Annotated in this window: 14 protein-coding genes; 7 read left to right on the forward strand and 7 right to left on the reverse strand. The window is 72.2% G+C overall.

Translation table 11 applies throughout. The features are described 5' to 3' along the window. Positions 1 to 97 precede the first annotated feature (97 nt). Positions 98 to 1,894 (forward strand): fatty acyl-AMP ligase, encoded by a 1,797-nt coding sequence (locus ABWI07_RS06515; protein WP_353817917.1) that lies wholly within the window; start codon positions 98 to 100, stop codon positions 1,892 to 1,894. Between the two features lie 65 nt (positions 1,895 to 1,959). Next, positions 1,960 to 4,782, forward strand: coding sequence for an MMPL family transporter (locus ABWI07_RS06520; protein ID WP_149260071.1), 2,823 nt, complete (start codon positions 1,960 to 1,962; stop codon positions 4,780 to 4,782). A gap of 19 nt (positions 4,783 to 4,801) precedes the next feature. On the opposite strand, the gene ABWI07_RS06525 is transcribed toward ABWI07_RS06520, so the two are convergent. Both ABWI07_RS06525 and ABWI07_RS06530 read right to left on the reverse strand, forming a co-directional pair. After that, positions 4,802 to 6,031, reverse strand: coding sequence for a glycosyltransferase (locus ABWI07_RS06525; RefSeq protein WP_235036880.1), 1,230 nt, complete (start codon positions 6,029 to 6,031; stop codon positions 4,802 to 4,804). 8 nt (positions 6,032 to 6,039) lie between these two features. Further along, positions 6,040 to 8,577: a DHA2 family efflux MFS transporter permease subunit gene (locus ABWI07_RS06530; RefSeq protein WP_353817918.1), complete on the reverse strand. Its 2,538-nt coding sequence runs from the start codon at positions 8,575 to 8,577 to the stop codon at positions 6,040 to 6,042. Positions 8,578 to 8,871: 294 nt separating this feature from the next. Between ABWI07_RS06530 and ABWI07_RS06535 the strand changes: the two genes are divergently transcribed. Both ABWI07_RS06535 and ccrA read left to right on the forward strand, forming a co-directional pair. Further along, entirely contained in the window at positions 8,872 to 15,342 is a 6,471-nt protein-coding gene (locus ABWI07_RS06535) for an SDR family NAD(P)-dependent oxidoreductase (RefSeq protein WP_353817919.1), read from the forward strand. 38 nt (positions 15,343 to 15,380) lie between these two features. Next, on the forward strand, positions 15,381 to 16,715 hold the full coding sequence (ccrA, locus tag ABWI07_RS06540; protein ID WP_149260069.1) for a crotonyl-CoA carboxylase/reductase: 1,335 nt from the start codon (positions 15,381 to 15,383) through the stop codon (positions 16,713 to 16,715). 57 nt (positions 16,716 to 16,772) lie between these two features. Here ccrA and ABWI07_RS06545 read toward each other — a convergent pair whose 3' ends face one another. Further along, positions 16,773 to 17,225, reverse strand: coding sequence for an Lrp/AsnC family transcriptional regulator (locus tag ABWI07_RS06545; RefSeq protein WP_149260068.1), 453 nt, complete (start codon positions 17,223 to 17,225; stop codon positions 16,773 to 16,775). Between the two features lie 108 nt (positions 17,226 to 17,333). Here ABWI07_RS06545 and ABWI07_RS06550 point away from each other — a divergent pair, with 108 nt between their 5' ends. Further along, the gene (locus ABWI07_RS06550; protein ID WP_149260067.1) at positions 17,334 to 17,945 is read left to right on the forward strand and encodes a LysE family translocator; all 612 of its coding nucleotides are present in this window, start codon (positions 17,334 to 17,336) and stop codon (positions 17,943 to 17,945) included. Between the two features lie 9 nt (positions 17,946 to 17,954). On the opposite strand, the gene ABWI07_RS06555 is transcribed toward ABWI07_RS06550, so the two are convergent. Together ABWI07_RS06555 and ABWI07_RS06560 are read right to left on the reverse strand one after the other, a co-directional pair. Then, positions 17,955 to 18,251 carry a helix-turn-helix domain-containing protein gene (locus tag ABWI07_RS06555; protein ID WP_235036879.1) on the reverse strand — a complete coding sequence of 99 codons (297 nt, stop codon included), beginning with the start codon at positions 18,249 to 18,251 and terminating at the stop codon, positions 17,955 to 17,957. Positions 18,252 to 18,255: 4 nt separating this feature from the next. Then, entirely contained in the window at positions 18,256 to 18,615 is a 360-nt protein-coding gene (locus ABWI07_RS06560) for a type II toxin-antitoxin system RelE/ParE family toxin (RefSeq protein ID WP_353817920.1), read from the reverse strand. Positions 18,616 to 18,845: 230 nt separating this feature from the next. On the opposite strand from ABWI07_RS06560, the gene ABWI07_RS06565 reads away from it, so the two are divergent. Beyond that, on the forward strand, positions 18,846 to 19,073 hold the full coding sequence (locus ABWI07_RS06565) for a hypothetical protein (protein WP_353817921.1): 228 nt from the start codon (positions 18,846 to 18,848) through the stop codon (positions 19,071 to 19,073). 48 nt (positions 19,074 to 19,121) lie between these two features. Here ABWI07_RS06565 and ABWI07_RS06570 read toward each other — a convergent pair whose 3' ends face one another. Next, entirely contained in the window at positions 19,122 to 20,135 is a 1,014-nt protein-coding gene (locus ABWI07_RS06570) for an ABC transporter permease (RefSeq protein ID WP_353817922.1), read from the reverse strand. A gap of 394 nt (positions 20,136 to 20,529) precedes the next feature. Between ABWI07_RS06570 and ABWI07_RS06575 the strand changes: the two genes are divergently transcribed. Continuing rightward, positions 20,530 to 21,807: a PucR family transcriptional regulator gene (locus ABWI07_RS06575; protein ID WP_502912792.1), complete on the forward strand. Its 1,278-nt coding sequence runs from the start codon at positions 20,530 to 20,532 to the stop codon at positions 21,805 to 21,807. Here the strand turns inward: ABWI07_RS06575 and ABWI07_RS06580 are convergent, their stop codons facing one another. Then, positions 21,808 to 22,032 carry a hypothetical protein gene (locus tag ABWI07_RS06580; RefSeq protein ID WP_149260061.1) on the reverse strand — a complete coding sequence of 75 codons (225 nt, stop codon included), beginning with the start codon at positions 22,030 to 22,032 and terminating at the stop codon, positions 21,808 to 21,810. Positions 22,033 to 22,068 lie beyond the last annotated feature (36 nt).

Consider the following 22,068-nt stretch of genomic DNA (forward strand, 5'->3'; position numbering starts at 1 on the left):
CGTCCGGCAGGCGCGGCGCACCTCCGCCGGCGGCGTGCAACCCCCTTCACGGCATCGTCCACGGCCCCGTCCGGCCCGTCCCCTCGGGAGATGATCAATGGCATTGGGCTCGCTGCTTCCCGAACTCCTGCCCGGCGGCTCCGGCCGCACCCCGCTGATCGAGCGGGTCGCGCGGTGGGCGAGGGAGAAGCCGGACGCCCCGGCCTACACCTTCGTCGACTACTCGGCCGACCCGTCCGGCGCGCACCGCACGCTGAGCTGGGCCGAGACCGACCGGCGGGCGCGCGCCATGGCCGTGACGCTCCGCCAGGTCAGCGGGCCGGGGGAGCGCGCCGCGCTGCTGCTGCCGCAGACGCTCGAGTACATGATGACCATGCTCGGCGCCCTGTACTCGCACGTCATCGCGGTGCCGCTGTTCTCGCCCGACCTGCCGGGGCACGCCGACCGGCTGATCGGCGCCTACGCCGACGCCGAACCCGCGGTGATCGTCACGACGCGGAACGCGCTGCCGCACGTGGAGAAGTTCCTCGCCGACCACGACGTCCCGCAGCCGAAGGAGATCCTGTTCGCCGAGGAGGTCGACCTCTCCCTGGCGGACCGGTGGCAGGACGAGGCGATCGCGTTCGACGACATCGCCTACCTCCAGTACACGTCGGGCTCGACGCGCCGTCCCGCCGGAGTCGAGATCACTCACGGCAACGTGACGGCGAACGCCGCGCAGCTGTGGGCCGGGTGGGCGCCCGAGAAGCCGAACCCCGAACTGGTGAGCTGGCTGCCGCTGTTCCACGACATGGGGCTCATCGCGACGATGGCGCTGCCGCTGGTGCGCGGCGACCACGCCATCTACACCGACCCCGTCTCGTTCATCATGAACCCGATGCGGTGGCTCCAGCTCATCGCGGAGCGCCCCGGGAAGAACGTCTACACCGCGGGGCCGAACTTCGCCTACGAGTACGTCGCGTCCATGGCCGCGCCGGAGAAGATCGCCGACCTGGACCTGTCCGGGCTGACGACCTGCCTGAACGGTGCGGAGCCGATCCGCACCTCCACGCTGTCGATGTTCGCCGACGCGCTGGCGCCGGCCGGGCTGCGGCCGGGCGCGCAGGCGCCGGGCTACGGTCTGGCCGAGGCCACCGTGTTCGTCACCGCCGCCGCCGAGGACGTCCCACCGAAGATCATCTCCGTGGACCGGGAGGCGCTCACCCAGGGCGACCTGCGGCTCCGCGAGGACGGCGCGGACGGGACGAGCGAGCTGGTCTCCTGCGGCCGCCCGTGCGGGCAGATCGTCGCGATCGTCGACCCCGAGGCGCGCGTCGAGCAGCCGGACGGGCGGGTCGGCGAGATCTGGGTCCACGGCCCCAACACGGCGCCCGGCTACTGGCGCAACTCCGAGCGGAGCCAGGACACGTTCGGCGGCGAGCTGGCCGAGCCCGGGGAGCTGCCGTCCGGGCCCTGGATGAAGACCGGTGACTACGGGGTCGTCCACGAGGGCGAGCTCTATGTGACCGGCCGCATCAAGGACCTCATCATCGTGGACGGCCGCAACCACTACCCGCAGGACATCGAGGTCACCGCGCAGGAGGCGCACCCGGCGATCCGCCCCGACCATGTGGCCGCGTTCGCGCTCACCGGGGAGGAGACCGAGCGGCTGGTGGTCGTCGCCGAGCGCAACCGGCGCGTCCCCCTCGGGCGCCTCGACGTGGACGAGGTGGAGTCCGCGGTCCGCGCGGCCGTCAACGTCGAGCACGAGATGAGCGTCCACGACTTCGTGTTGATCGAACCGGGTGGCGTGTCGCGCACCTCCAGCGGGAAAATCGCACGGGCCGCGACCCGGCAGCGCTACCTTGACGGCGCCCTGGCGACCACGGCGGCCCGCCTGGCGTCTCGCAAATAACGACGGACAACCGGCCGCGCGGGGGCAAGGGAGCCCCCGGGCGGCCGTGCTGAAACAGGAGGATCATGCTTTCGGGGCTGGGGCGTCTCATCCACCGGCGACGCTGGGCCAGCCTTGTCCTGATCCTGGTCATGACCGGGGTGGCGGGCGCCTGGGGGCTCGGCGTCTTCGCCAAGTTCAAGGAGGGCGGCTTCGAGGACCCGGACGCGTCCTCGACGCTCGTCGCCAAGCTGGGCGCGACCTACTTCGGCAGCACCAACCCCGACGTCCTCGTCCTGTATTCGAGCGACACCATGACGGTGGACGACCCGCGCTTCGAGGCGAGCGTCGTCACCACCGTCGCGCGGCTGCCCAAGGCCCAGGTCGAGGAGATCGTCTCCTACTGGTCGTTCAACGGCGAGGCCGCGCACTCGTTCGCCTCCCACGACCGGCACTCGACGTTCGTCGCGGTCAAGCTGAAGGGCAAGGAGAGCGCGGACAAGACCGAGAACTACCACCTCGTCAAGGACCGCTTGGCCGCGCCGGGGCTCGACGTCCGGTACGGCGGCAGCGTCCCGCTGGGCGAGGAGTTCGGCAAGCAGGTGGTGTCCGACATCGTCCGCGCGGAGACCATCACCGCGCTGCCGCTGTTCCTGCTGCTCATGATCCTGTTCGGCGCTGTGGTGGCCTCGTTCCTGCCCTTCGCCGTGGCCGTCTTCTCGACGGTGGGCGGACTGGCCGTCCTGCATGTGGTGACGTACGCGGCCGACGTGACGTCCTTCGCCGTGGAAGTCGTCACGATGATGGGCGTCGGCCTGGCGATCGACTACTCGCTGTTCATCATCAGCCGTTTCCGTGAGGAACTCCAGCGCGGCATGGCCGCGCAAGGGCTGCCGGCCGGCAAACCGTGGAAACGTGAACGCGACAAGGCGGCGCGCAAGGCCGCCAAGAAGGAGTACCGGACGGCGCTCAAGCCGCTCCGTGAGGCGGCCCTGTCCGCCACCATGGCGACCGCCGGCCGCACCATCATGGTCAGCGGCATCACCGTCTCGGCGGCCCTCGCGGGGCTGCTGCTCTTCCCGCAGATGTTCCTCCGGACGATCGGGCTCGCCGGCATAGCCACCGTCATGGTCGCCGTGTTCGGAGCCACGGTCCTGCTGCCGACGCTCCTGGCGCTCCTAGGGCCGCGCGTCGAGGGCGGGCAGATGCCGTGGCGGCGTCCCACGTCCAAGCGCGCGCGGCGAAACCCCGAGAGCGGCTTCTGGTACCGGCTCGGCAAGAGCGTGATGAAGCATCCGCTCCCGTACTTCGCGATCGTGCTCGTCATCCTGGGCGTGATGTTCGTGCCGTTCCTGAACGTCCAGTTCGGCAGCGTCGACGCCCGGGTCCTGCCCAAGGACAGCACCACCCGCGCCGTGGTGGAGACCGTCAAGAAGGACTTCCCGAACGGGTCCGCCGAGCCCATCGACGTGGTGGTCTCCGGCGACCTCATCCCGCGCGACTGGACGCCGTCCGGCAAGGGCGACCCCATCCCGCCCTACCTGGAGCAGTTCAGGAAGCAGCTCGCGGCCCTCCCGGGCGTCACCGAGGCCCAGTTCACCGGCTACTCCGGCTCGTACGGGGGCGTGCGGATCTCCGTGACGCACAAGTACGAGCCGATGGACCAGCACGCCCAGGACCTCGTCACCAAGATCCGCGGGATGAGCCTGTCCAAGGACGGCTACCCGATGCACATCGACGTCGGCGGCAGCACCGCCGCGCAGATGGACCTCATGTCGAGCCTGATGAGGTCCCTGCCGAAGATGGCGCTCGTCGTCGGGGTCGCCACGTTCGTCCTGCTCTTCATGTTCTTCGGCTCGATCGTCCTGCCGCTGAAGGCCATCGTCATGAACGTCCTGTCGATCGGCGCCTCGTTCGGCGCGATCGTGTGGGGCTTCCAGTACGGGCATCTCGCCGGGGTGCTGGACTTCACCCCGACCGGCGGCGTCGAGGCCACCAGCATGATCCTCATCCTGGCGGTCGTGTTCGGCCTGTCCATGGACTACGAGGTCTTCCTGCTCAGCCGTATCCGCGAGGAATGGGACCTCACGCACGACAACCGGGTCGCCGTCGCGTCCGGCATGCAGCACACCGGCGGCATCATCACCAGCGCCGCGCTGCTGTTCCTCCTCGTCATCGCCGCGTTCAGCATGGCCGGGATCACCGTCGTGAAGCTCATCGGCGTCGGCATGTTCGTGGCCGTCGTGGTGGACGCGGCCCTCGTCCGCTCCCTCCTCGTCCCCGCCACGATGCGCTTCATGGGCGCGGCCAACTGGTGGCTGCCGGGCTTCCTCGCGGGCCTGCACTCCCGCATGGACCTCCGCGAACGCGCCGCCCTGGCCCCGGTCGGCGCCGCCGCGGCCCCACCGCGCCTCCCGGACGAGCAGCCCTACCCCTACGCCATCAACTGGGCGGAGACCTCGCCCGCCTCCGCCGCTTCCCAGGACGGGGCCCCGGGTGGGGCGCCGAGCGGACCGCGCCCCGGCACGGTCCGGCCGATGCCAGAGCCGCCTCGCCCGCGCCGGGGCACCGAGCCGTCCGGCGCTTCGCCGAGCCGTCCGGGCCCGCCGCCCGCGGACGTACCGCCCGCCCGGCCGCGAGTGGACGCGAACGCGGCGTTCCAGTCCGCTCCGCAGCCGAGCGCGCCCGAGGCCCCGGGACTCGTCTTCCGGACGGCTCCGGACGGTGCCGAGCCCGGCGGGGCGCCGCAGTCCAACGGGGCGCCGCAGCCCAAGGGGGCGCCGTGGACGCCCTGGGCGGACGGTCCGCCCCAACCGGCACCGCGCCCCGCCCCGCGCACCCGGCGCGTGATCGTCCCCAACCCGGACGGCTCAGGCTGGCACTGGGGCGAAGAACCCGACGACGACTGAGACCCGCTCCGGCGGCCGCTCAGAGCAGGGAGTCGATGATCTCCTGGGCCCGGGCGACGCCGTCCTCGGCGCGGATGCGGTGGCCCAGGTCGGCCGCGCGGTCGGCCATCTCCTCGTCCCGGACGGCGCGGCGGATCTTCGAGGCGAGCCGGGGCACGGTCAGCGCGCGGAACGGCAGCGGGGCGGGCCCCGCTCCCAGCGCCGCGACCCGCTCGCCCCAGTACGGCTGGTCGCCGAAGAACGGGCACACCATGGTCGGCACGCCCGCCCGCAGCCCCGCCGCCGTCGTGCCGGCGCCCCCGTGGTGCACGACCGCCGCCATGCGGGGGAACAGCCACGAGTGCGGTACGTCCTGGACGGCGAACACGTCCTCGTCCGACGTCGCCGGGTCGCCCTGCACGATGCCCCGCACTCCGGCGAGCTTCAGGGCCGCCCGTACCGCCATGGCGGTCATCTCGGCGTCCTTCGGCACCATGCTCCCGAACCCGACGTACACCGGGGCGGGGCCCGCGGCGAGGAACTCCGCCAGCTCCGCGGGAGGCTCCCACTCGGGTTCGTCGAGGAACCAGTAGCCCGTCAGGTGCACATGGGAGGCCCAGTCGCGGGGCCTCGGCACCACCACCGGACTGAAGCACGCCAGCACCGGACCGCCCTCGGCCCGACGTCCCCGCAGCGGCAGCCGGGGCAGTCCCAGCGCCTCGTCCCGCCACGGGTTGATGAACGGGCGCGACAGCTGCCACGCGATCTGGTCGACCGCCAGGAAGCTGGCCCGGTTCGCCCACGGTCCGAGCACGCGGGCCTGCGGAACGAACGGGTGGGGGAACGCCCCGGTCGGCTCGCTCGGCTGGAAATGAATCAATGCCCACGGAACACCGAGATGTTCACCAATGTGTTGCGGAAGGAAACCCAGCGTGGGCCCCAGGATCAGTTCCGCGTCCTTACAGGCGTCCGAACACTCCGCCAGCAGCCGCTCGGCCATCGGCCCGAGGATGCGCCGGAAGCCGCGCAGGAACTTCACCGGATTGCGCCCGCCGGCGAGCAACTCCTGACCGGCGTCCGATTCGAGGATCTCGGTCGGATCCGCCGTCAGCGGCGCGAGTTCCAGCCCCGCCGCGACGACCATCGGCGCGTACCGCGCACTCGCGACGAGGCGCACCTCGTCCCCCCGCGCCCGCAGCGCCCGCCCCAGCGCCACGCAGGGCTGGATGTCGCCGCGCGACCCCGCCGCGAAGATCACGATCCGGCTCACGCTGCCTCCTACCAGGCGTCGTTGCGCGGGACGATGGGAGGCTGCTCCACCGGCTCCTCCTCGGGCACATAAGGCTGGTACCAGCCCTCCGGCGGCGCCGGCCGGCCATCGGGAGTCCCCTCCGCGGCCTCGGCGGCCGCCCCGAATTCCCCCGGTGAAGCCTCCGGCTCCTCGGCGGCTTCCGAAGCGTCCGCGGGCGGATCCTCGGTCACCTGCCCGGGGGCGGCGTGATCCTCCCCTGGACGCCCGCGCAGCGACGCGTCGCCGTTCTCGCCCGGCTCGTCCACAGCACCTCCGTTATCGGACGCGCCGTCGCCCAGCGTCGCCACTTCATCAGCCGCCAGAGGACGTCCAGCGTCCCCGGTGGTCGGGTCTCTGTCGGGGGCGTGCAGTTCCTCCGGGACGTGATCCTGGAGGGCCGCCTCCGCGCCGCCCGGAGCCTGCGCGGCCTCCGCGATCTCAAGCGCGTCCTGCGGATTCGCGCTGAGCGGCGCTTCGGTCTCCCCGGTCTTGGCGGCGGTCGGCGACCAAGGGGTTGCGGCGTCCTCGCCCAAGGGCGTCTCGGTGTCGGTCGCCGAGAGGGAGACCTGGTCGGGGCTCGGTACGAGGAGGTCGTCGCGGGTGCCGCGCGAGTCTTGGAACGATGCCGCGCCCCCCTGCGAGGGGCTGCCCGTGGAGAGGGGGGACGAGTGCGTCCCGGAATCCTCTCCGATCGCGGGCGTGCCGGAGACGTCGGGAGCGCCGCTCTGTGGTGGGGCGGGGTGAGTGCCTGCAGAGGCGTTGCCCGGTGGCGGAGTGTGGCCTGGCGGGCCGGGGGACGTGGCATCCGCAGCGGGCCAGTCCTTCCACGGGTTCGCGGTGGGCGGCGGCGGCCAGGGGGCCTCGGTGGTCCAGGTGTAGGTGTCGTCCTCGGACTTCGGGTCGGTGTCGGTCCACCAGTGGGGGCCCGGTGCGGCGGCGGGCACGGGGTCGTCCTCCCAGGTGAGGGGGAGCGGGAGCGGCTCGTTGGGCGGGGCGGCGACGGCGATCGGGGCGGCCAGGACGGGGACCGGGTCGCGGGGCGTCGCGGCCGGGGCGGAGGGTGTGGAGGGGGCGGAGGGTGTGGAGGGGGCGGAGCGCCGGGGCGGCGGGTCGACGAGGGGCGCGGACTTGCCGTGCTTCGGGCCCAGCCAGCCGCGGCGGCTCGGGAGGGTGAGGCCGCTGATCAGGCCGCCGATGAGGACGAGGACGGCGCCGAGGATGAGGCCGGAGGCGGTGCCGCTGCGGAACGTCTCCAGTTCGGCGGCGCTCGCGCCCTCCTCGGGGACGTGGTGGATGAGGAGGCCGACGATGGCGATGCCGAAGGCGCCCGAGGCCTCGCGGATGACGTTGATGACGCCGCTCGCGACGCCCGCCTGCTGCTCCGGCACGGCCTTCAGGACGTACATGACGAGCGGCATGCCCATCGCGGCGCCGACGCCGACGATCATGACGCCGGGCATGAGGTCGGCGTAGCCGTCGCCCTGCTGGATCGTGGAGAACAGGAACATGCCGAAGGCCATGAGGGCGAGGCCGCCGCCGATGGCGGGCCGGGGGCCGAGCTTGGCGGCCAGCCAGAACGCGACCGGCGTCATGACCATGATGGCGATGGACGGCGGCAGCATCACCAGCCCGGCCTGCGGCGGGGAGAAGCCGAGGAAGCGCTGCAGGAACGTCGCCGAGTAGAAGATCATCCCGTTGAAGCCGATGCCGTAGAGCATCTGGGACAGCAGGCCGCCGGCGAAGACCCGGTTGCGGAAGAACCGCAGGTTGATCATCGGGTCGGGGGCCCAGCTCTCCACCAGGACGAAGCAGGCGAGGGCGATGACCGCGAGCGCGAAGACGCTGAGGACGGACGGGTCGGCCCAGCCGTGCTTGTTCCCGGACTCCAGCCCGTAGGTGAAGGCGAACAGCATCGTGGCGGAGATGAGGACGCCGGGCAGGTCGACGCGGGCGTCGCGGTTCTCGCCCTTGCCGGTGAGGACGACCATGCCGAGCAGGATGACCAGGATGCCGGGCACGATGTTGATCAGGAAGATCCAGCCCCAGCTCCACTGCTGGACGATGAAGCCGCCGATGGTCGGGCCGAGGGCGGTGGCGCTGGAGCCGGCGCCGACCCAGACGATCGTGCCGAGGGAGCGCTGCTTGTCGGTGCGCCCGACGGTGACCATGACCTGCGTGGCGGGGAGGGCGAGGGCGGCGCCCGCGCCCTGCGCGACGCGGGCCAGGATGAGGGTCGCCGAGTCGGGGGCGAGGCCGCAGACGGCGGACGCGGCGGTGAAGACGACCATCCCGGAGACGAAGGTGACGCGGCAGCCGTAGACGTCGGTGAGCCGTCCGCCCGCCACCATCAGGCAGGAGAACATCAGGATGTAGCCGGTGGCGACCCAGTCCTTGGCCGAGTTGGACATGTCGAGGTCGCTCATGATGGTGGGCAGCGCGTTCGCGACCACCGTGTTGTCCATGGTGATCATGAATGCGCTGACGGCCACCACCGCCAGCGCCCACCGGTATCGGCCGCGGGTCAACAGTCCGTACGGCGTGAACTCCCGCACCGACCGCGGAAATCCGCCGCTTCCCCCTAAAACCAGTCGTCGCTATTGTTACTATTGGTTTGCGCTTCGTTACTCAGCCCTGACTTAGGGCCGTGGTACTCAACTATCCCATCAGGCCACATTGGTTACTGCCGAGTCTTGTCATCACCGTGACAAGACGTGAGGGAGAAAAGTGGTCTGGGTGCGCATCCCGAGTCGGTCACCGTAAGACAAAGTGGTCCCTCCGCTTCGATGAACGATCCCGGTTTCATGGGGGGACCCCACCGCATGCAGAGCAATGATCGTTCCGGAGCCGCGCGGGAGAACGCGAAGGACGAGACACGGATCAGCGAGGATTCGGTCCGCCGGCACCTGATCGAGCAGATCGCGCGCCGCTCCAGGACCACCGCCGCCGAGATCGACCCCGACCGGCCGCTGGAGGAGTTCGGACTCGCCTCCAGGGACGCCGTCGCGATCGCCGGCGAACTCGAGCAGCTGCTCGGGCGGGCCCTCCCCGCCACCCTCGTCTGGGAGCACCCGACGATCAACAAGCTCTCCGTCGCCCTGGCGGGCGGAGCCGCGGAAGACGCCCCGGCGCCGGAGCCGGTGGTGAGGCGGGACGTGGGCGACGAGCCGATCGCCGTCGTCGGCGTCGGCCTCCGCTTCCCCGGCGGCGACCGCGACCTGACCGGGCCGGGCGACTACTGGCGCTTCCTGACCGGGCGCGGCGACGCGATCCGCGAGGTGCCGGACGGCCGCTGGGACGCCTTCGACGACGGCTCCCCCGAGGTCGGCGACCTGCTGGAGAGCACGACGCGGCTCGGCGGCTTCCTCCGGGACGTCTCCGAGTTCGACGCGCAGTTCTTCGGCATCACCCCGCGCGAGGCCGCGGTCATGGACCCGCAGCAGCGGCTCGTCCTCGAAGTGGCGTGGGAGGCGTTCGAGCACGCCGGCATCGGCCCGGCGTCGCTGCGCGGCAGCCGCACCGGCGTCTTCGTCGGCGTGTCCGCGCCCGAGTACGCCGCGTTCACCGCGTCCGACCTGGCGTCCCTCGAACCGTTCACGGCGACCGGCGCGGCGCTCAGCATCATCGCCAACCGGCTGTCGTACCTGCTCGACCTGCGCGGCCCCAGCATGATCGTCGACACGGCGTGCTCGTCGTCGCTGGTCTCGACGCATCTGGCCGTGCAGGCGCTGCGCCGCGGCGAGGCCGACGTGGCGCTGGCCGGCGGGGTGAACCTGCTGCTGTCGCCGACGGTCACGATGACCTTCGACCTGGCCGGCGGGACGGCGGCCGACGGGCACTGCAAGGCGTTCGACGCGTCCGCCGACGGCATGGTCCGCGCGGAGGGCTGCGGCGCCGTCGTCCTGAAGCGGCTGTCGGACGCGGTGCGCGACGGCGACCGCGTCCTCGCCGTGATCCGCGGCTCCGGCGTCAACTCCGACGGGCGCTCGAACGGCCTCGTCGCCCCGAACTCCGACGCGCAGCGCGCCCTCCTGCGGGACGTGTACGCGAGCGCGGGCGTCGACACGCGTGAGGTCGACTACGTCGAGGCCCACGGGACGGGGACGTTCCTGGGCGACCCGATCGAGGCCAAGGCGGTCGGCGAGGTCCTCGGCGCCGGCCGCGAGGCCGGCGAGCCGCTGCTGCTCGGCTCCGCGAAGTCCAACCTCGGGCACATGGAGTCCGCGGCGGGCATCGCGGGCCTCATCAAGACCGTCCTCGCGCTGCACCACCGGGTCATCCCGCCGAGCGCGCACTACAAGGAGCCCAACCCGCACATCCCGTTCGACGAGCTCCGCCTGGAGGTCGTCGCGGAGGAGACGCCGTGGCCCGAGCGGGGACGCCCCGCGCGCGCGGGCGTGTCCGGGTTCGGCTTCGGCGGGACGAACGCGCACGTCGTCCTGGAAGAGGCGCCCGCGCAGGAGACGAGCGCCCACCCGGCCGTGGTCAGGACGTTCCCCCTCTCCGACACCAGCGACGACCGCATCCGCGACCATGCGGCCCTCCTGGCCGAGTGGCTCCCGAACCAGGACGTGAAGCTCGCCGACGTCGCCCGCACCCTGCACCGGCGCGCCGGCCGGGGACGGGCCCGCGCCGCCGTCGCCGCCAGGGACCGCGCCGGGCTCGTCGAAGGGCTGACCGCTCTCGCCGAGGGGCGCCCCCACCCGGGTGTGGTGACGGGCACTGCGCTCGGAGCGCCGGGCCGTCCCGTGTGGGTGTTCTCCGGGTACGGGGCGCAGCGCGCGGGCATGGCGCAGCGGCTCCTGGAGGAGGAGCCCGCGTTCGCCGAAGCGATCGACGACCTGGACGGCCTGTTCGCCGAGGAGGGCGGCCCCGACCTGTGGGCGCTCCTCGAAGAGGGCCGCAAGCCGGAAGGCCCGGCCGACACGATGCCGGTGCTGTTCGCGATCCAGATCGCCCTCGCCCGCATGTGGCGGTCCTACGGCGTCACGCCCGGCGCGGTGGTCGGCCACTCGATGGGCGAGGTCGCCGCGGCCGTCGTCGCGGGCGCGCTCACCCTGGAGGACGGCGTCCGCGTCATCTGCCGCCGGTCCCGCCTGCTGACGCGGCTCGTCGGCGGCGGCGCGATGGCGGTCCTCGGCGCGTCCGCCGCGGAGGTCGCCCGCCTCGCCGGCGGCCTGCCCGAGGTCTACGCGGCCGTGCACTCCTCGCCGAAGCAGACCGTCGTGACCGGCGACGCCGACCAGGTCGCCGAGATCGTCAAGCGGGCGGAGGCCGAAGGCAGGCTCGCCCGGATGGTGCAGGCCGAGGGCGCCGGCCACTCGCCCCAGGTCGACCCGCTCCTGCCCGAGTTGCGCGAGCTCCTCGCCGACGTGGGCGCCGAGCCGGGCACCCCGCTCGCCGAGGGCATCAGGCTCTACACCACCGCCCTCGACGACCCCCGCGCCCACCTCGACTCCGCGGCCGGCCTCGGCGTCGACCACTGGGCCGCGAACCTGCGCAACGCGGTGCGGCTCACGGACGCGGTGGCGGCCGCCGCCGAGGACGGGTTCCGGGCGTTCGTCGAGGTCAACGCGCACCCGATCCTGGCCCACGCGGTCGGCGAGACGCTGGAGGGGACGGGCGCGCTCGTCACCCACACGCTCAAGCGGGCGCCGAAGGGCCAGGAGACCGACGACACGCTGACGTTCCACGCGCAGCTCGCCACCCTGGCCGCGCACGGGCACACGATCGGCGGGCCCGCGGACGGCCGGGTCGTCGACGTCCCGCAGTCGCCCTGGCGCCACGAGCGGCACTGGGTCGACCTGTCGGCCCGCACGTCGGCCAAGCACGACGAGCATCCGCTGCTCGGCGCGCATGTGGAGCTTCCCGGCGAGGACCGGCACGCCTGGCGCGCCGACGTGGGGCTCGCCGCGCAGCCGTGGCTGCGCGCGGCGGCCGTCCACGGGCTGCACGCGCTGCCGGTGGCGGCGTTCGCGGAGATGGCCCTCGCCGCCGGGGCCGACGCGCTCGGCACCGAGGACGTCCGCGTCAACAGCCTGTGGATAGAGCGGCCCCTCGCGCTCGCCGACCACACGACCGTCACGACGACGTTCACCGAGGCGGAGCAGCGGGTGGAGGTCCACGCGCTGACCCCGGCGGGCACGTGGGTGCGGCTGGCCAGCGCGGACGTCGGGGAGGACCGCCGTCCCCCCGCCGCGTCCGGGCCGGGCGCGGCCACGGAGGTCGCCGCCGCCGAGCGCGGCAGCCGCCACTACAGGCTGCACCCGGAGGTCTTCGACCGCTGCCTGGCCGTCCTGTCGGACGAGGCGGCGGGCGGCGACGGCGGCGTCTGGCGGGCCGAGACGATCGGCAGCCTCCGCGTGTTCGGGCCGACGCATCGCGGCGGCCACGTCCAGGCCAAGGTCGTCCGCGACGAGGGCGGGGTGACGGGCTCTGTCGTGCTGCTGGCGGCCGACGGGCAGGTCCTCGCCGAGGCGACCGGGATCGTGCTCCGCCGGGTCGAGCGCCACGACGTCCCCGTCCCGCTCGCCGACAAGCTCGTCGAACTCGTCTGGGACGAGGCTCCCCTTCCGGAGGACGCAAAGCCGTCCGAGGGCGGCACCTGGCTGGTGCTGGCCGAGGAGGACGACGCGCTGGGCAACGCGACGGCCGCCGGGCTGGAGGAGCGCGGGAAGCGCGTCATCCGGCACCGGCCGACGAACCGGCCGCCGGACGACCACCCGGCCATGGAAGAGCCGGTCGAGGGCGTGGTGCTCGTCCCGTCCGCCGATCTCGTGGACGAGGAACTGGTCCTCGCCGTCGCCGGGGTGAGCCGCTCGCTGCCGGACGGCCCCCGCCTCTACGTCGCCACCCGCACCGTGCTGCCTCTGGCGGGCGAGGGCGTGCCCGGCCACGGCTTCGTCAGCGCGCTCACCAGGGTGCTGGCCTTCGAACGCACCGTCCAGCGCGCCACCCATGTGGACGTCGACCGTCCGGCGGACCTCGTCGCGGAACTCCTCGCTGGCGACGATGCGCGCGAGGTCGCCTGGCGCGAGGGCACCCGGCAGGTGGCGCGCCTCGCGCAGGCCGCCCTTCCGGAGACGCCGGCCAGGAGGAAGCGCGTCGTCCGGCGCGGCGGCGCGTACGTCATCACCGGCGGGTACGGCGGGATCGGCCTGGTCACCGCGCGGCTGCTGGCCGACCGGGGGGCCGGGCGCATCGTCCTGTCCGGGCGGAGCGGCCCCGACGCCGATGCCGAGAAGGTGATCGCCCGCCTGCGCGAGGACGGCGTGGACGTCGGCGTCGTGCTCGGCGACATCGCCCAGCCCGGCACGGCCGAGCGGCTTGTCCGGGTCGCCCAGGAGGGCGGCGCCAGGCTGTGCGGCGTGGTGCACGGCGCGGGCGCGATCGACGACCGGCTCATCGCCGACCTCGGCCCGGACGATCTCCACAGGGTGTGGACTGCGAAGGTCGAGGGCGCCCGGCGGCTCAGCGAGGCCACCTGGGACCTCGATCTCGACTGGTTCGTCACGCACTCGTCGGCCGCCGCGCTGCTCGGCTCGCCCGGGCAGGCCGCCTACGCCGCCGCGAACGCCGCGATCGACGCGCTCATCGCGTACCGGCGCGCGAACGGGCGCCCCGGAACCACCATCAACTGGGGCACCTGGTCCCAGGTCGGCGGGGCCGCCGAGACGTCGGTCACCGTGATCGACCCGATCAGCCCGGCGGAGGGCGCGGAGGCGCTGGAGGCGCTCCTCGTGCACGGCAGGGCGGCGACGGGCGTGCTGCGCTTCGACCCCGCCACGGCCGTCGGGCTGTTCCCCGAGATCCGCAACATGCCGTACTTCGCCGCGCTCACCGCGGCGGCGGACGAACAGGGCGCCGACGACGGCGGCGACTGGCCCGGCGTGGAGGCGCTCAAGGACCTCGACCCGGCCACCGCCCGCAAGATGATCGCCGCGCAGGTCAGGTACCGGATCGCGGCCGTGCTCGGCTTCGACCCGCAGCGCCTCGACCCGGCCGTCCCGCTCACCGACCTCGGCCTGGACTCCCTCGTCGCGGTCCGGATCAAGAGCGGCGTCGAGCACGACCTCGGGCTGACCGTCCCGGCGTCGGTGCTGCTCCAGGGCGCCAGCGTGAACGTGTTCGAGGAGTGGGCGGCCGGTGAGCTCGGCCTGGCCGACGCCCCCGCGCCCACCGCGGTCTCGAACGCCGAGTCCGGGTACGTCATGCCGCGCGACGCCGCCGAGCGCCTCGCCGTCCGCATCTTCGAGGACGTCCTCGGCCTCGACCGCGTCGGCGTCACGGCCGACTTCTTCGCCGACCTCGGCGGGCAGGACCACCAGGCCGACCGGGTCGTCGCGCTCGTCACGCAGGAGCTCGGCGCCGAGGTCACCCGCGGGGAGCTGTTCGAGACGCCGACCGCGGAGAACGTCGCCGAGTACATCAGGGCGGCCGACGAGGAGGCGGCTCGGCAGACGGTCCGTCCGCTCAAGCCGTCCGGGGACCGGCGGCCGATCTACATCGCGCACCCGGCCGGCGGCACGACCGCCTGCTACCGCCAGCTCATCGAGCTGCTCGGGGACGACCAGCCGGTGTACGGGCTGGAGCGGTTCGAGGACGCGCCGCCGGTCGAGGAGCGCGCCGCCCGCTATGTCCGGCACCTGCTGGAGGCGCAGCCGGAGGGCGCGTTCCGGCTCGGCGGCTGGTCGTTCGGCGGCGTCCTCGCCTACGAGACGGCGCGGCAGCTGAAGGCGGCCGGGCGCGAGGTCGAGTTCGTCGCGCTGTTCGACGCCGGCCTCCCGCTGGCGGTGGACGACGAGTCCGACACGCTCGCCCGCCGCTTCTCCGCCTTCGCCGACTACATCAACGAGACGTACGGCCTGGAGGTCTCCCTCACCTACGAGGAGCTGTCCGGGCTGGACGAGGAGTCGCAGTTCGCTCTGGTCATGGAGCGCGCGGCTCCGCTGGTGGACTACATCCCCCCGGCGGCGCTCACCCACCAGCTCACGTCCCACCAGGACACCCGTTCCCTGGAGGCGTACAAGCCGGAGCCCTACGACGGGCACGTCATCCTCTACTACGCGCCCGAGGAGACCCCCTGGGCCGTCCGGGATGCGCGCTATGTGCTCGACGGGACCAACGGTTTCGGCGGGCTCTGCGCCGACCTGGAGATCGTCACGATCCCCGGGGCGCACCATCTCAACCTGCTCGATCCGCCCGGTGTCGGCGTCCTCGCCGCGCACCTGGAGGCCCGGCTCTCCGGACGGCGGGAGAGCGACGCCGTCCGGGCGCCGATCACGGCCCGCTGAGGGCCGCGTCCCGTACCCGTTCCACGGAGGACACACCCATGGCCCACCCCGGCCCGTCCCATCCCCTGCTCGACGCCGTCCGGTCCGGCGCGAGCGGCCCCGAGCTGCAGGAGATCGACCTGCCGACCCGCTTCCGCGCGGCGTTCACCCGCAAGGACGAGGTGGGCATCTTCGAGGGGCAGACCGACAAGGACGTGCGCCGCTCCCTGCACGTCGGCGAGGTCGAGATGCCCGAGCTGGCGCCCGACGAGTGCGTCGTCGCGGTGATGGCCGCCGCGATCAACTTCAACACCGTCTGGTCGGCGATCTTCGAGCCGGTCCCGACGTTCGCGTTCCTGGAGAAGTTCGGCCGGCAGGGCTGGTACGGCGCCCGGCACGACCTGCCGTACCACATCCTCGGCTCGGACGGCTCGGGCGTCGTCGTGCGCACCGGCAGCGGCGTGAAGAGCTGGAAGGTCGGCGACAAGGTCGTCCTCTCCCCGTCCTACGTGGACGAGGAGGACCACGGCTCCTACGACGACGGCATGATGTCGGAGAGCCAGCTCGCCTGGGGCTTCGAGACGAACTTCGGGTCGCTCGGCGAGTACTGCATCGTCAAGGCGAACCAGCTGATCCGCAAGCCCGCCCACCTGACGTGGGAGGAGGCCGGGTCGAACACGCTGTGCGCCGCGACCGCCTACCGGATGCTCGTCGGGACGCACGGCGCCCGCATGAAGCAGGGCGACGTCGTCCTGATCTGGGGCGCGACCGGCGGGCTCGGCTCGTTCGCGACGCAGCTCGTCAAGAACGGCGGCGGCATCCCGGTCGCCGTGGTCTCCTCCGAGGAGAAGGCGGAGATCGTCCGGTCGCAGGGCTGCGAGCACGTCATCAACCGCAACGACCTGGAGCTCGGCGAGCAGGGCCTCCGGCACCCGAAGGCCGGCCGGATGCTGGGCGAGGCGATCCGCCGCCTCGTCGGCGAGGACCCGGGCATCGTGTTCGAGTACCTCGGCCGCGAGACGTTCGGCGCGTCGGTCTACGTCGCCAAGCGCGGCGGCAAGATCGTCACCTGCGGCTCGTCCACCGGCTACCGGCACGAGTACGACAACCGGTTCCTGTGGATGCGGCTGAAGAGCATCATCGGCTCGCACGGCTTCAACTACCACGAGGCCGTCGAGGTGAACCGCCTCTTCAGCCTCGGCATGATCCACCCGACCCTGTCGACGGTCTTCCCGCTGGAGCAGGCGGGCGACGCCACCCGGGCCGTCCAGACGAACCAGCACATCGGCAAGGTCGCCGTCCTGTGCGGCGCCACCGCCGAGGGCCAGGGCGTCGACGACCCGGCGCTCCGCGAGCGCATCGGCGAGGAGAAGCTGAACCTCTACCGCCGCTGACGCGCGAATGCGGGACGGGCCCGGCGCGGGGCCCGTCCCTTCCCATGCCGCGCCGGCTCAGGTGGGCAGCGGCCGGTCGTTCACGACGTGCTTCATCACGAGCGTGGAGTTCAACCGCTGCACGCCCGGCAACGCGGCGAGGACGTCGTCCTCCAACTCCTGGTAGGCCTTCAGGTCGGCGGTGACGATGCGCAGCAGGTAGTCGGGGTCCCCGAAGAGCCGCTGGGCCTGCACCACCTCGGGAACGCGCGCGACGGCCGCCTCGAAGCCGAGCAGCGTGTCGCGGTCCTCCTGCCGCATGGTGACGAACACCAGCGCCTGGAAGGTCAAACCGAGCGCGGCGGCGTCCACCACCGCGCGGTACCCGCGGATCGTCCCGTCGCGCTCGAGCTCCCGCAGCCTCCGGTGGCACGGCGAGACGCTCAACCCGACGCGCGCCGCGAGCTCGGTGACCGTCAGCCGGCCGTCCTCCTGGAGCACGGCAAGGATCTGCCGGTCGATGGCGTCCACGAAGCAGATCCTTCCACAAATACGGCTTTACCTGGCAAAAGTTGGAATCACTTTCCGCCAATTCAACCGTATTCTCCCTGTAATGGCCGCCGCCAGGGGAGGGATGCGATGGCAACGGGATCGGTACTGGCGTTCTGGGCCGTCGCGACGCTGCTCATCATCGTCCCGGGCGCGGACTGGGCCTTCACCATCGGCGCCGGCCTGCGCGGCGGCTCGGTCGTCCCCGCCGTGGGCGGCCTGGTCACCGGCTACGCCGCGATCACCGTGATCGTCGCGGCCGGGGTCGGCGCGCTGGTCGCCGGCTCCCCGTCCGCCCTGACCGTCCTCACCGTGGTCGGCGGCCTCTACCTCATCTGGCACGGCGCGACGACCTTCGCCCACCCGTCCACCCTGGAACCCCGCGCGGGCGCCGGCACCGACTGGACCGTCTTCCTGCGCGGCATCGGCGTGAGCGGCCTCAACCCCAAGGGCCTGCTGATCTTCCTGGCGCTGCTGCCCCAGTTCACCGACCCGCGCTACGCCTGGCCCGTCCCCGCCCAACTCGGCGTCCTGGGCCTGACCTTCATGACGACCTGCGCCGCCTTCTACCTCTGCCTGGGCACCCTGACCCGCACGGCCTCGGCCGCCCACCCCAAGGCCGCCCGAACCCTAACCCGCCTCTCCGGCGCCGCCATGACCGCCCTAGGCGCCTACCTCCTCCTAAACCACCTACTGCCCTGACCGCCGCGATCACGCCGCGTCGGTGAACTCCACCTTGAGCCTGGCTCCAAGCGCGTGCGCGAGACGGTCGAGGACGCCGATCGTGGGGGTCGGGCCGCCCGACTCCAAGCGTGAGAGAGCGGGCTGAGTCAGGCCGGCCCTTTTGGCGAGTTCAGCTTGCGTCAGCCCCAAGGCAAGACGGCGCTGCCGGACCGCATTGCCCAACTCGAAGGCGAGGCGTGCCTCTTCGCGCCCGGCACGCACCTCATCGTTGTCGCGGCCCGCGCCAGGCACCCATCTGTCGTGCGGGCTGTCCTGCTGTGTCACGATCTCACACCTCCCTGATGTAGTCCTCCTGTGCATGGCCGTGCTCTGCTTCGCATTGTTTGCGCGCGCGCAGAGCACGCTCTACCTCGGCGAGCTCCCGCTCCCGCGTCTTGTGAAAGATCGTCAGCAGGACGATCCGACGGTCGGAGGCGAGCCAATACGTGATCCGGACCTCGGCTGGGTGCAAATGGATGCGAAGTTCCCTGAGTCCCTCGCCGAGATGCCTTGACCACGGCTCGCCTAAGATCCCGGCGTTCTCGGCGAGGAGCGCGACGAACCACTCGACCCGACCGAAGTCTCGGTCGGTGAGCGAGTCCAGCCACCTGCGGACCTCGGGCTCGATCTCGACGTCATACAGCTCCATGCATCGAACGCTATATGCATCGAACGCTATCACGCGGCGAGTTCGTGAGGTAGGCACGTGCGAGGTTCCGTCGCTGTGCGGGTTGTCGGGAATTTCCGGCGCATTTTGTGGAGGGTAGGTGGCGAGCTGGTGGTGGCGGTGAAGCCAACTCACGGCCCGAGTGAGGCGCCTATCGTGACTACGTAATGTCGCGGTTCTCTGACGCCGCCCGCAAACTCATGGAGGAGACCGTGAAGCTCGAGGACTACGAGTGGCAGTCAGAGTTCGCCATCAGCCACCGCGCCGAGGGCCGCGCCCAAGGGGAAGCCAAGGCGCTTCTGCTCATGCTGGAGGCGCGCGGGCTCCGTGTTCCGGAGGACGTTCGCCGGCGGGTCGAGGGGTGCACCGACCTCGAGCAGATCGAGCGCTGGATCCAGCGTGCCGTGAGTGCCGACACGGCTGAAGACCTCTTCAGCTGACGTGTGAGTCGGCGTCGTCGGCGGGCGGGGGCCCGCGTGGCGGTGGGGTCAGCCCAGTCTTACGCGGGGGTCTATTACCGCGTAGAGCAGGTCGACGATCAGGTTGAGCAGGACGATCGAGGCGGACGTCAGCAGGGTTACGCCCAGCACCATCGGTAGGTCGCCGCTCTTCACCGAGGTGAGCGCGAGCTGGCCCAGGCCGGGGATGCTGAAGGTGTTCTCGGTCAGTACCGCGCCGCCGAGGAGCAGTCCGAGGTCGAGGCCGAAGACCGTGATGATGGGGGTCAGGCAGGCGCGGAGCGCGTGCCTGGTGACGACGAACGTCTCCGGGAGCCCCTTGGCGCGGGCGGTGCGGATGTAGTCCTCGTTCATCGTCTCCAGCATGCCCGCCCTCGTGAGCCGCGCGTACATGGCCGCGTAGAGGAAGGCGAGCGTCACCCAGGGCAGTACCAGGGCCTCGAACCACGTCACGGGATCGTCGGTCAGGGGCCGGTAGCTGCCCCCGCCGGGAAAGATCTTCAGGGTGTAGGAGAACAGCGCGAGCGAGACCAGGCCGGTGAAGTAGATGGGCAGCGACACGCCGCCCAGCGCCATGATCATGGCCGTCCGGTCCCATACCGATCCCCTGCGCAGGGCCGACAGGACCCCGGTGGCGATGCCGCCGGCGAGCCAGAGGAGCGCCGCGCCCAAGGCCAGCGACAGGGTCGCCGGCGCGCGGTCCAGCAGCGTGCCGAGGACCGGCTGGCTGCTGCGGAACGAGTAGCCGAGGCACGGCGCCGGGCAGTGGTCGGTGACGGGCCCGGCGTCGTAGTCCGTACCCGCGACAATCGACTTCAGGTAGTTCCCGTACTGGACCACGACCGGCTTGTCGAGGCCGAGCCGTTCCCTGGTCGCCTCGATCGCGTCGGGGGTCGCGGCCCGGCCGACGTAGGCGGCGGCGATCTGGTCGCTGGTCTGCCCGGCCAGCTTCGGGATCCAGAAGAAGACGCCGAAGGTCACCAGGGTGATCAGCAGCAGCATGACGAAGGCGCCGACGAGGCGCCGGACGAAGTATGCGAACACGTTTGCCGGTCCCGTCCGGCCGGGCCGACCCGCCCACGCCACCGGGCGGCACCTTCACCTGCCTTCCGGGTCGAGTGCGCGCCATCCGGCCCGGCGCCGGCGGGCGCGGCCGCCTCGACCGGCGCGCCCGCGCCGGGTCCGGTTCCCAGCATGCGCGTCCGGTTGATCAAGCGTGTCTCGGCGAAGTCACGGAACCGCTTCCCTCCGTTCGGCCGGAGGAGCCCGGGACTGTGGAAATCTCTTCATCCTCCCGGCCGAAGCTGGTCGTAAATCGACCTAGACTTTGCGCCCCGGGCCCGTCACGGGTCATGATTTGCCCCACACAGGTCCCATAAGTAAGTAATTACCCCGTGTGAACGGCGCGCAACGCAGGGGGACGGAGCTGGGAGGTTCTGTGGCGGACGACGGTTCGACCACCAGCGGGCGCCCGTGGGCGGATCTGCCGAGGGAACTGGCGGATCACATGCGACCCCATCTCGACGAGGTGGCGGACGACATGATCCAGGAGATTCAGACGCGCGTCAGGGAGTACGACCGGCCGGGGGACGGCTCCTATTCGGGGACCCTCCGGCTCGCCGTCGAGCGCGTGCTCCACTTCTTCGTGGAACGGGTGTCCGATCCCGGCCATGATCCCGCTCCGGTGACCGACTTCTTCCGCGCCATCGGCCGCGGCGAGGCGGGCGAGGGGCGCAGCCTCGACGCGATGCAGACGGCGATGCGGGTCGGCGGCATGGTGGCGTGGCGCCGGATGACCGAGGGCGCCGAGGCCCTGCAGGTGCCGCCGCGCACGCTCGGCGCCGTCGGCGAGGTCCTGATGCAGTTCCAGGACGAGCTGGCGCACGCCGCCGCCGAGGGCTTCTCGCAGGCCAAGGCGGCCGTCGCGGGCGAGATGCAGCGCCGCCGCAAGCGCCTGCTCGACCTGCTGTTCGCCGATCCGCCGGCCGCGCAGGAGGCGATCGCCGATCTCGCCGCCGCCGCCCACTGGCCCGTCCCGCGGACGGTCGCCGCGGTCGCGCTCGGCCGCCACCACGCCGACACGCGCCAGCCCGCGTTCCCGCCGGACGTGCTCGCCGACCTGACCCGCCGCACCCCCAGCCTGATCATCCCCGACCCGGACGGCCCCGGCCGCGCCAAGCTCGTCGACCGCGCCCTGTCCGGGACGCTCGCCGTGGTCGGCCCGACCGTCCCGCTGACGGAGGCGGCGCGCTCGATCCAGTGGGCGTGCAAGACGCTCTGCCTCGTCCAGCGCGGCGTGATCGAGGCGGACAGCGGCGTGATCCGCAGCGTGGAGCACATGTCCACGCTGATCCTCTTCCAGGACGAGGGGCTCATCACCTCGCTCGCCGACCTGCGGCTCGCGCCGCTCGCGCACCTGCGGGCCAGCCAGCAGGACCGGCTCGCCGAGACGCTGCTGGCGTGGCTGCAGTCGGGCCGCAACGCCAACGAGGTCGCGATGCGGCTGCACGTCCACCCGCAGACCGTCCGGTACCGGCTGCGCCAGCTGGAGGAGCTGTTCGGCGACCAGCTGCTGGACCCGGACCTGCGCTTCGACCTGGAGATCGTGCTGCGCGCCCGGGCGCTGCTGGCCGACAACGCGGGGGAGCGGCTCATGCCGCCGGCCCGCGCGGCGGTCGGGGACGCGGGCGAGGTCGTCAGCCTCCGCCGGAGCTGATCAGCTCCGGCGGGCGGCCCGCAGCCGCTCGGCGGTGGCGACGCGCTCGGCCAGCCGGGTCTGCGCGTCGCAGAGCAGCCACAGCTCGCCCTCGTCGGTCGCGACGATCTCCTCCAGGCAGCCGTTGAGGAGCTGGTAGTCCGACAGGGGGGTGACGCGGGTCGCGCGCAGGCCGCCGTCCGAGCGTTCACTGTGCCAGCCGGGCATGCACATGGTCGCCGACATGAAGCGGGGCTCCCTCGGTCGGTTTATGGTAGGTCT

It is taken from the genome of Actinomadura sp. NPDC000600 (genome assembly GCF_040492135.1).
Lineage (GTDB): Bacteria > Actinomycetota > Actinomycetes > Streptosporangiales > Streptosporangiaceae > Spirillospora.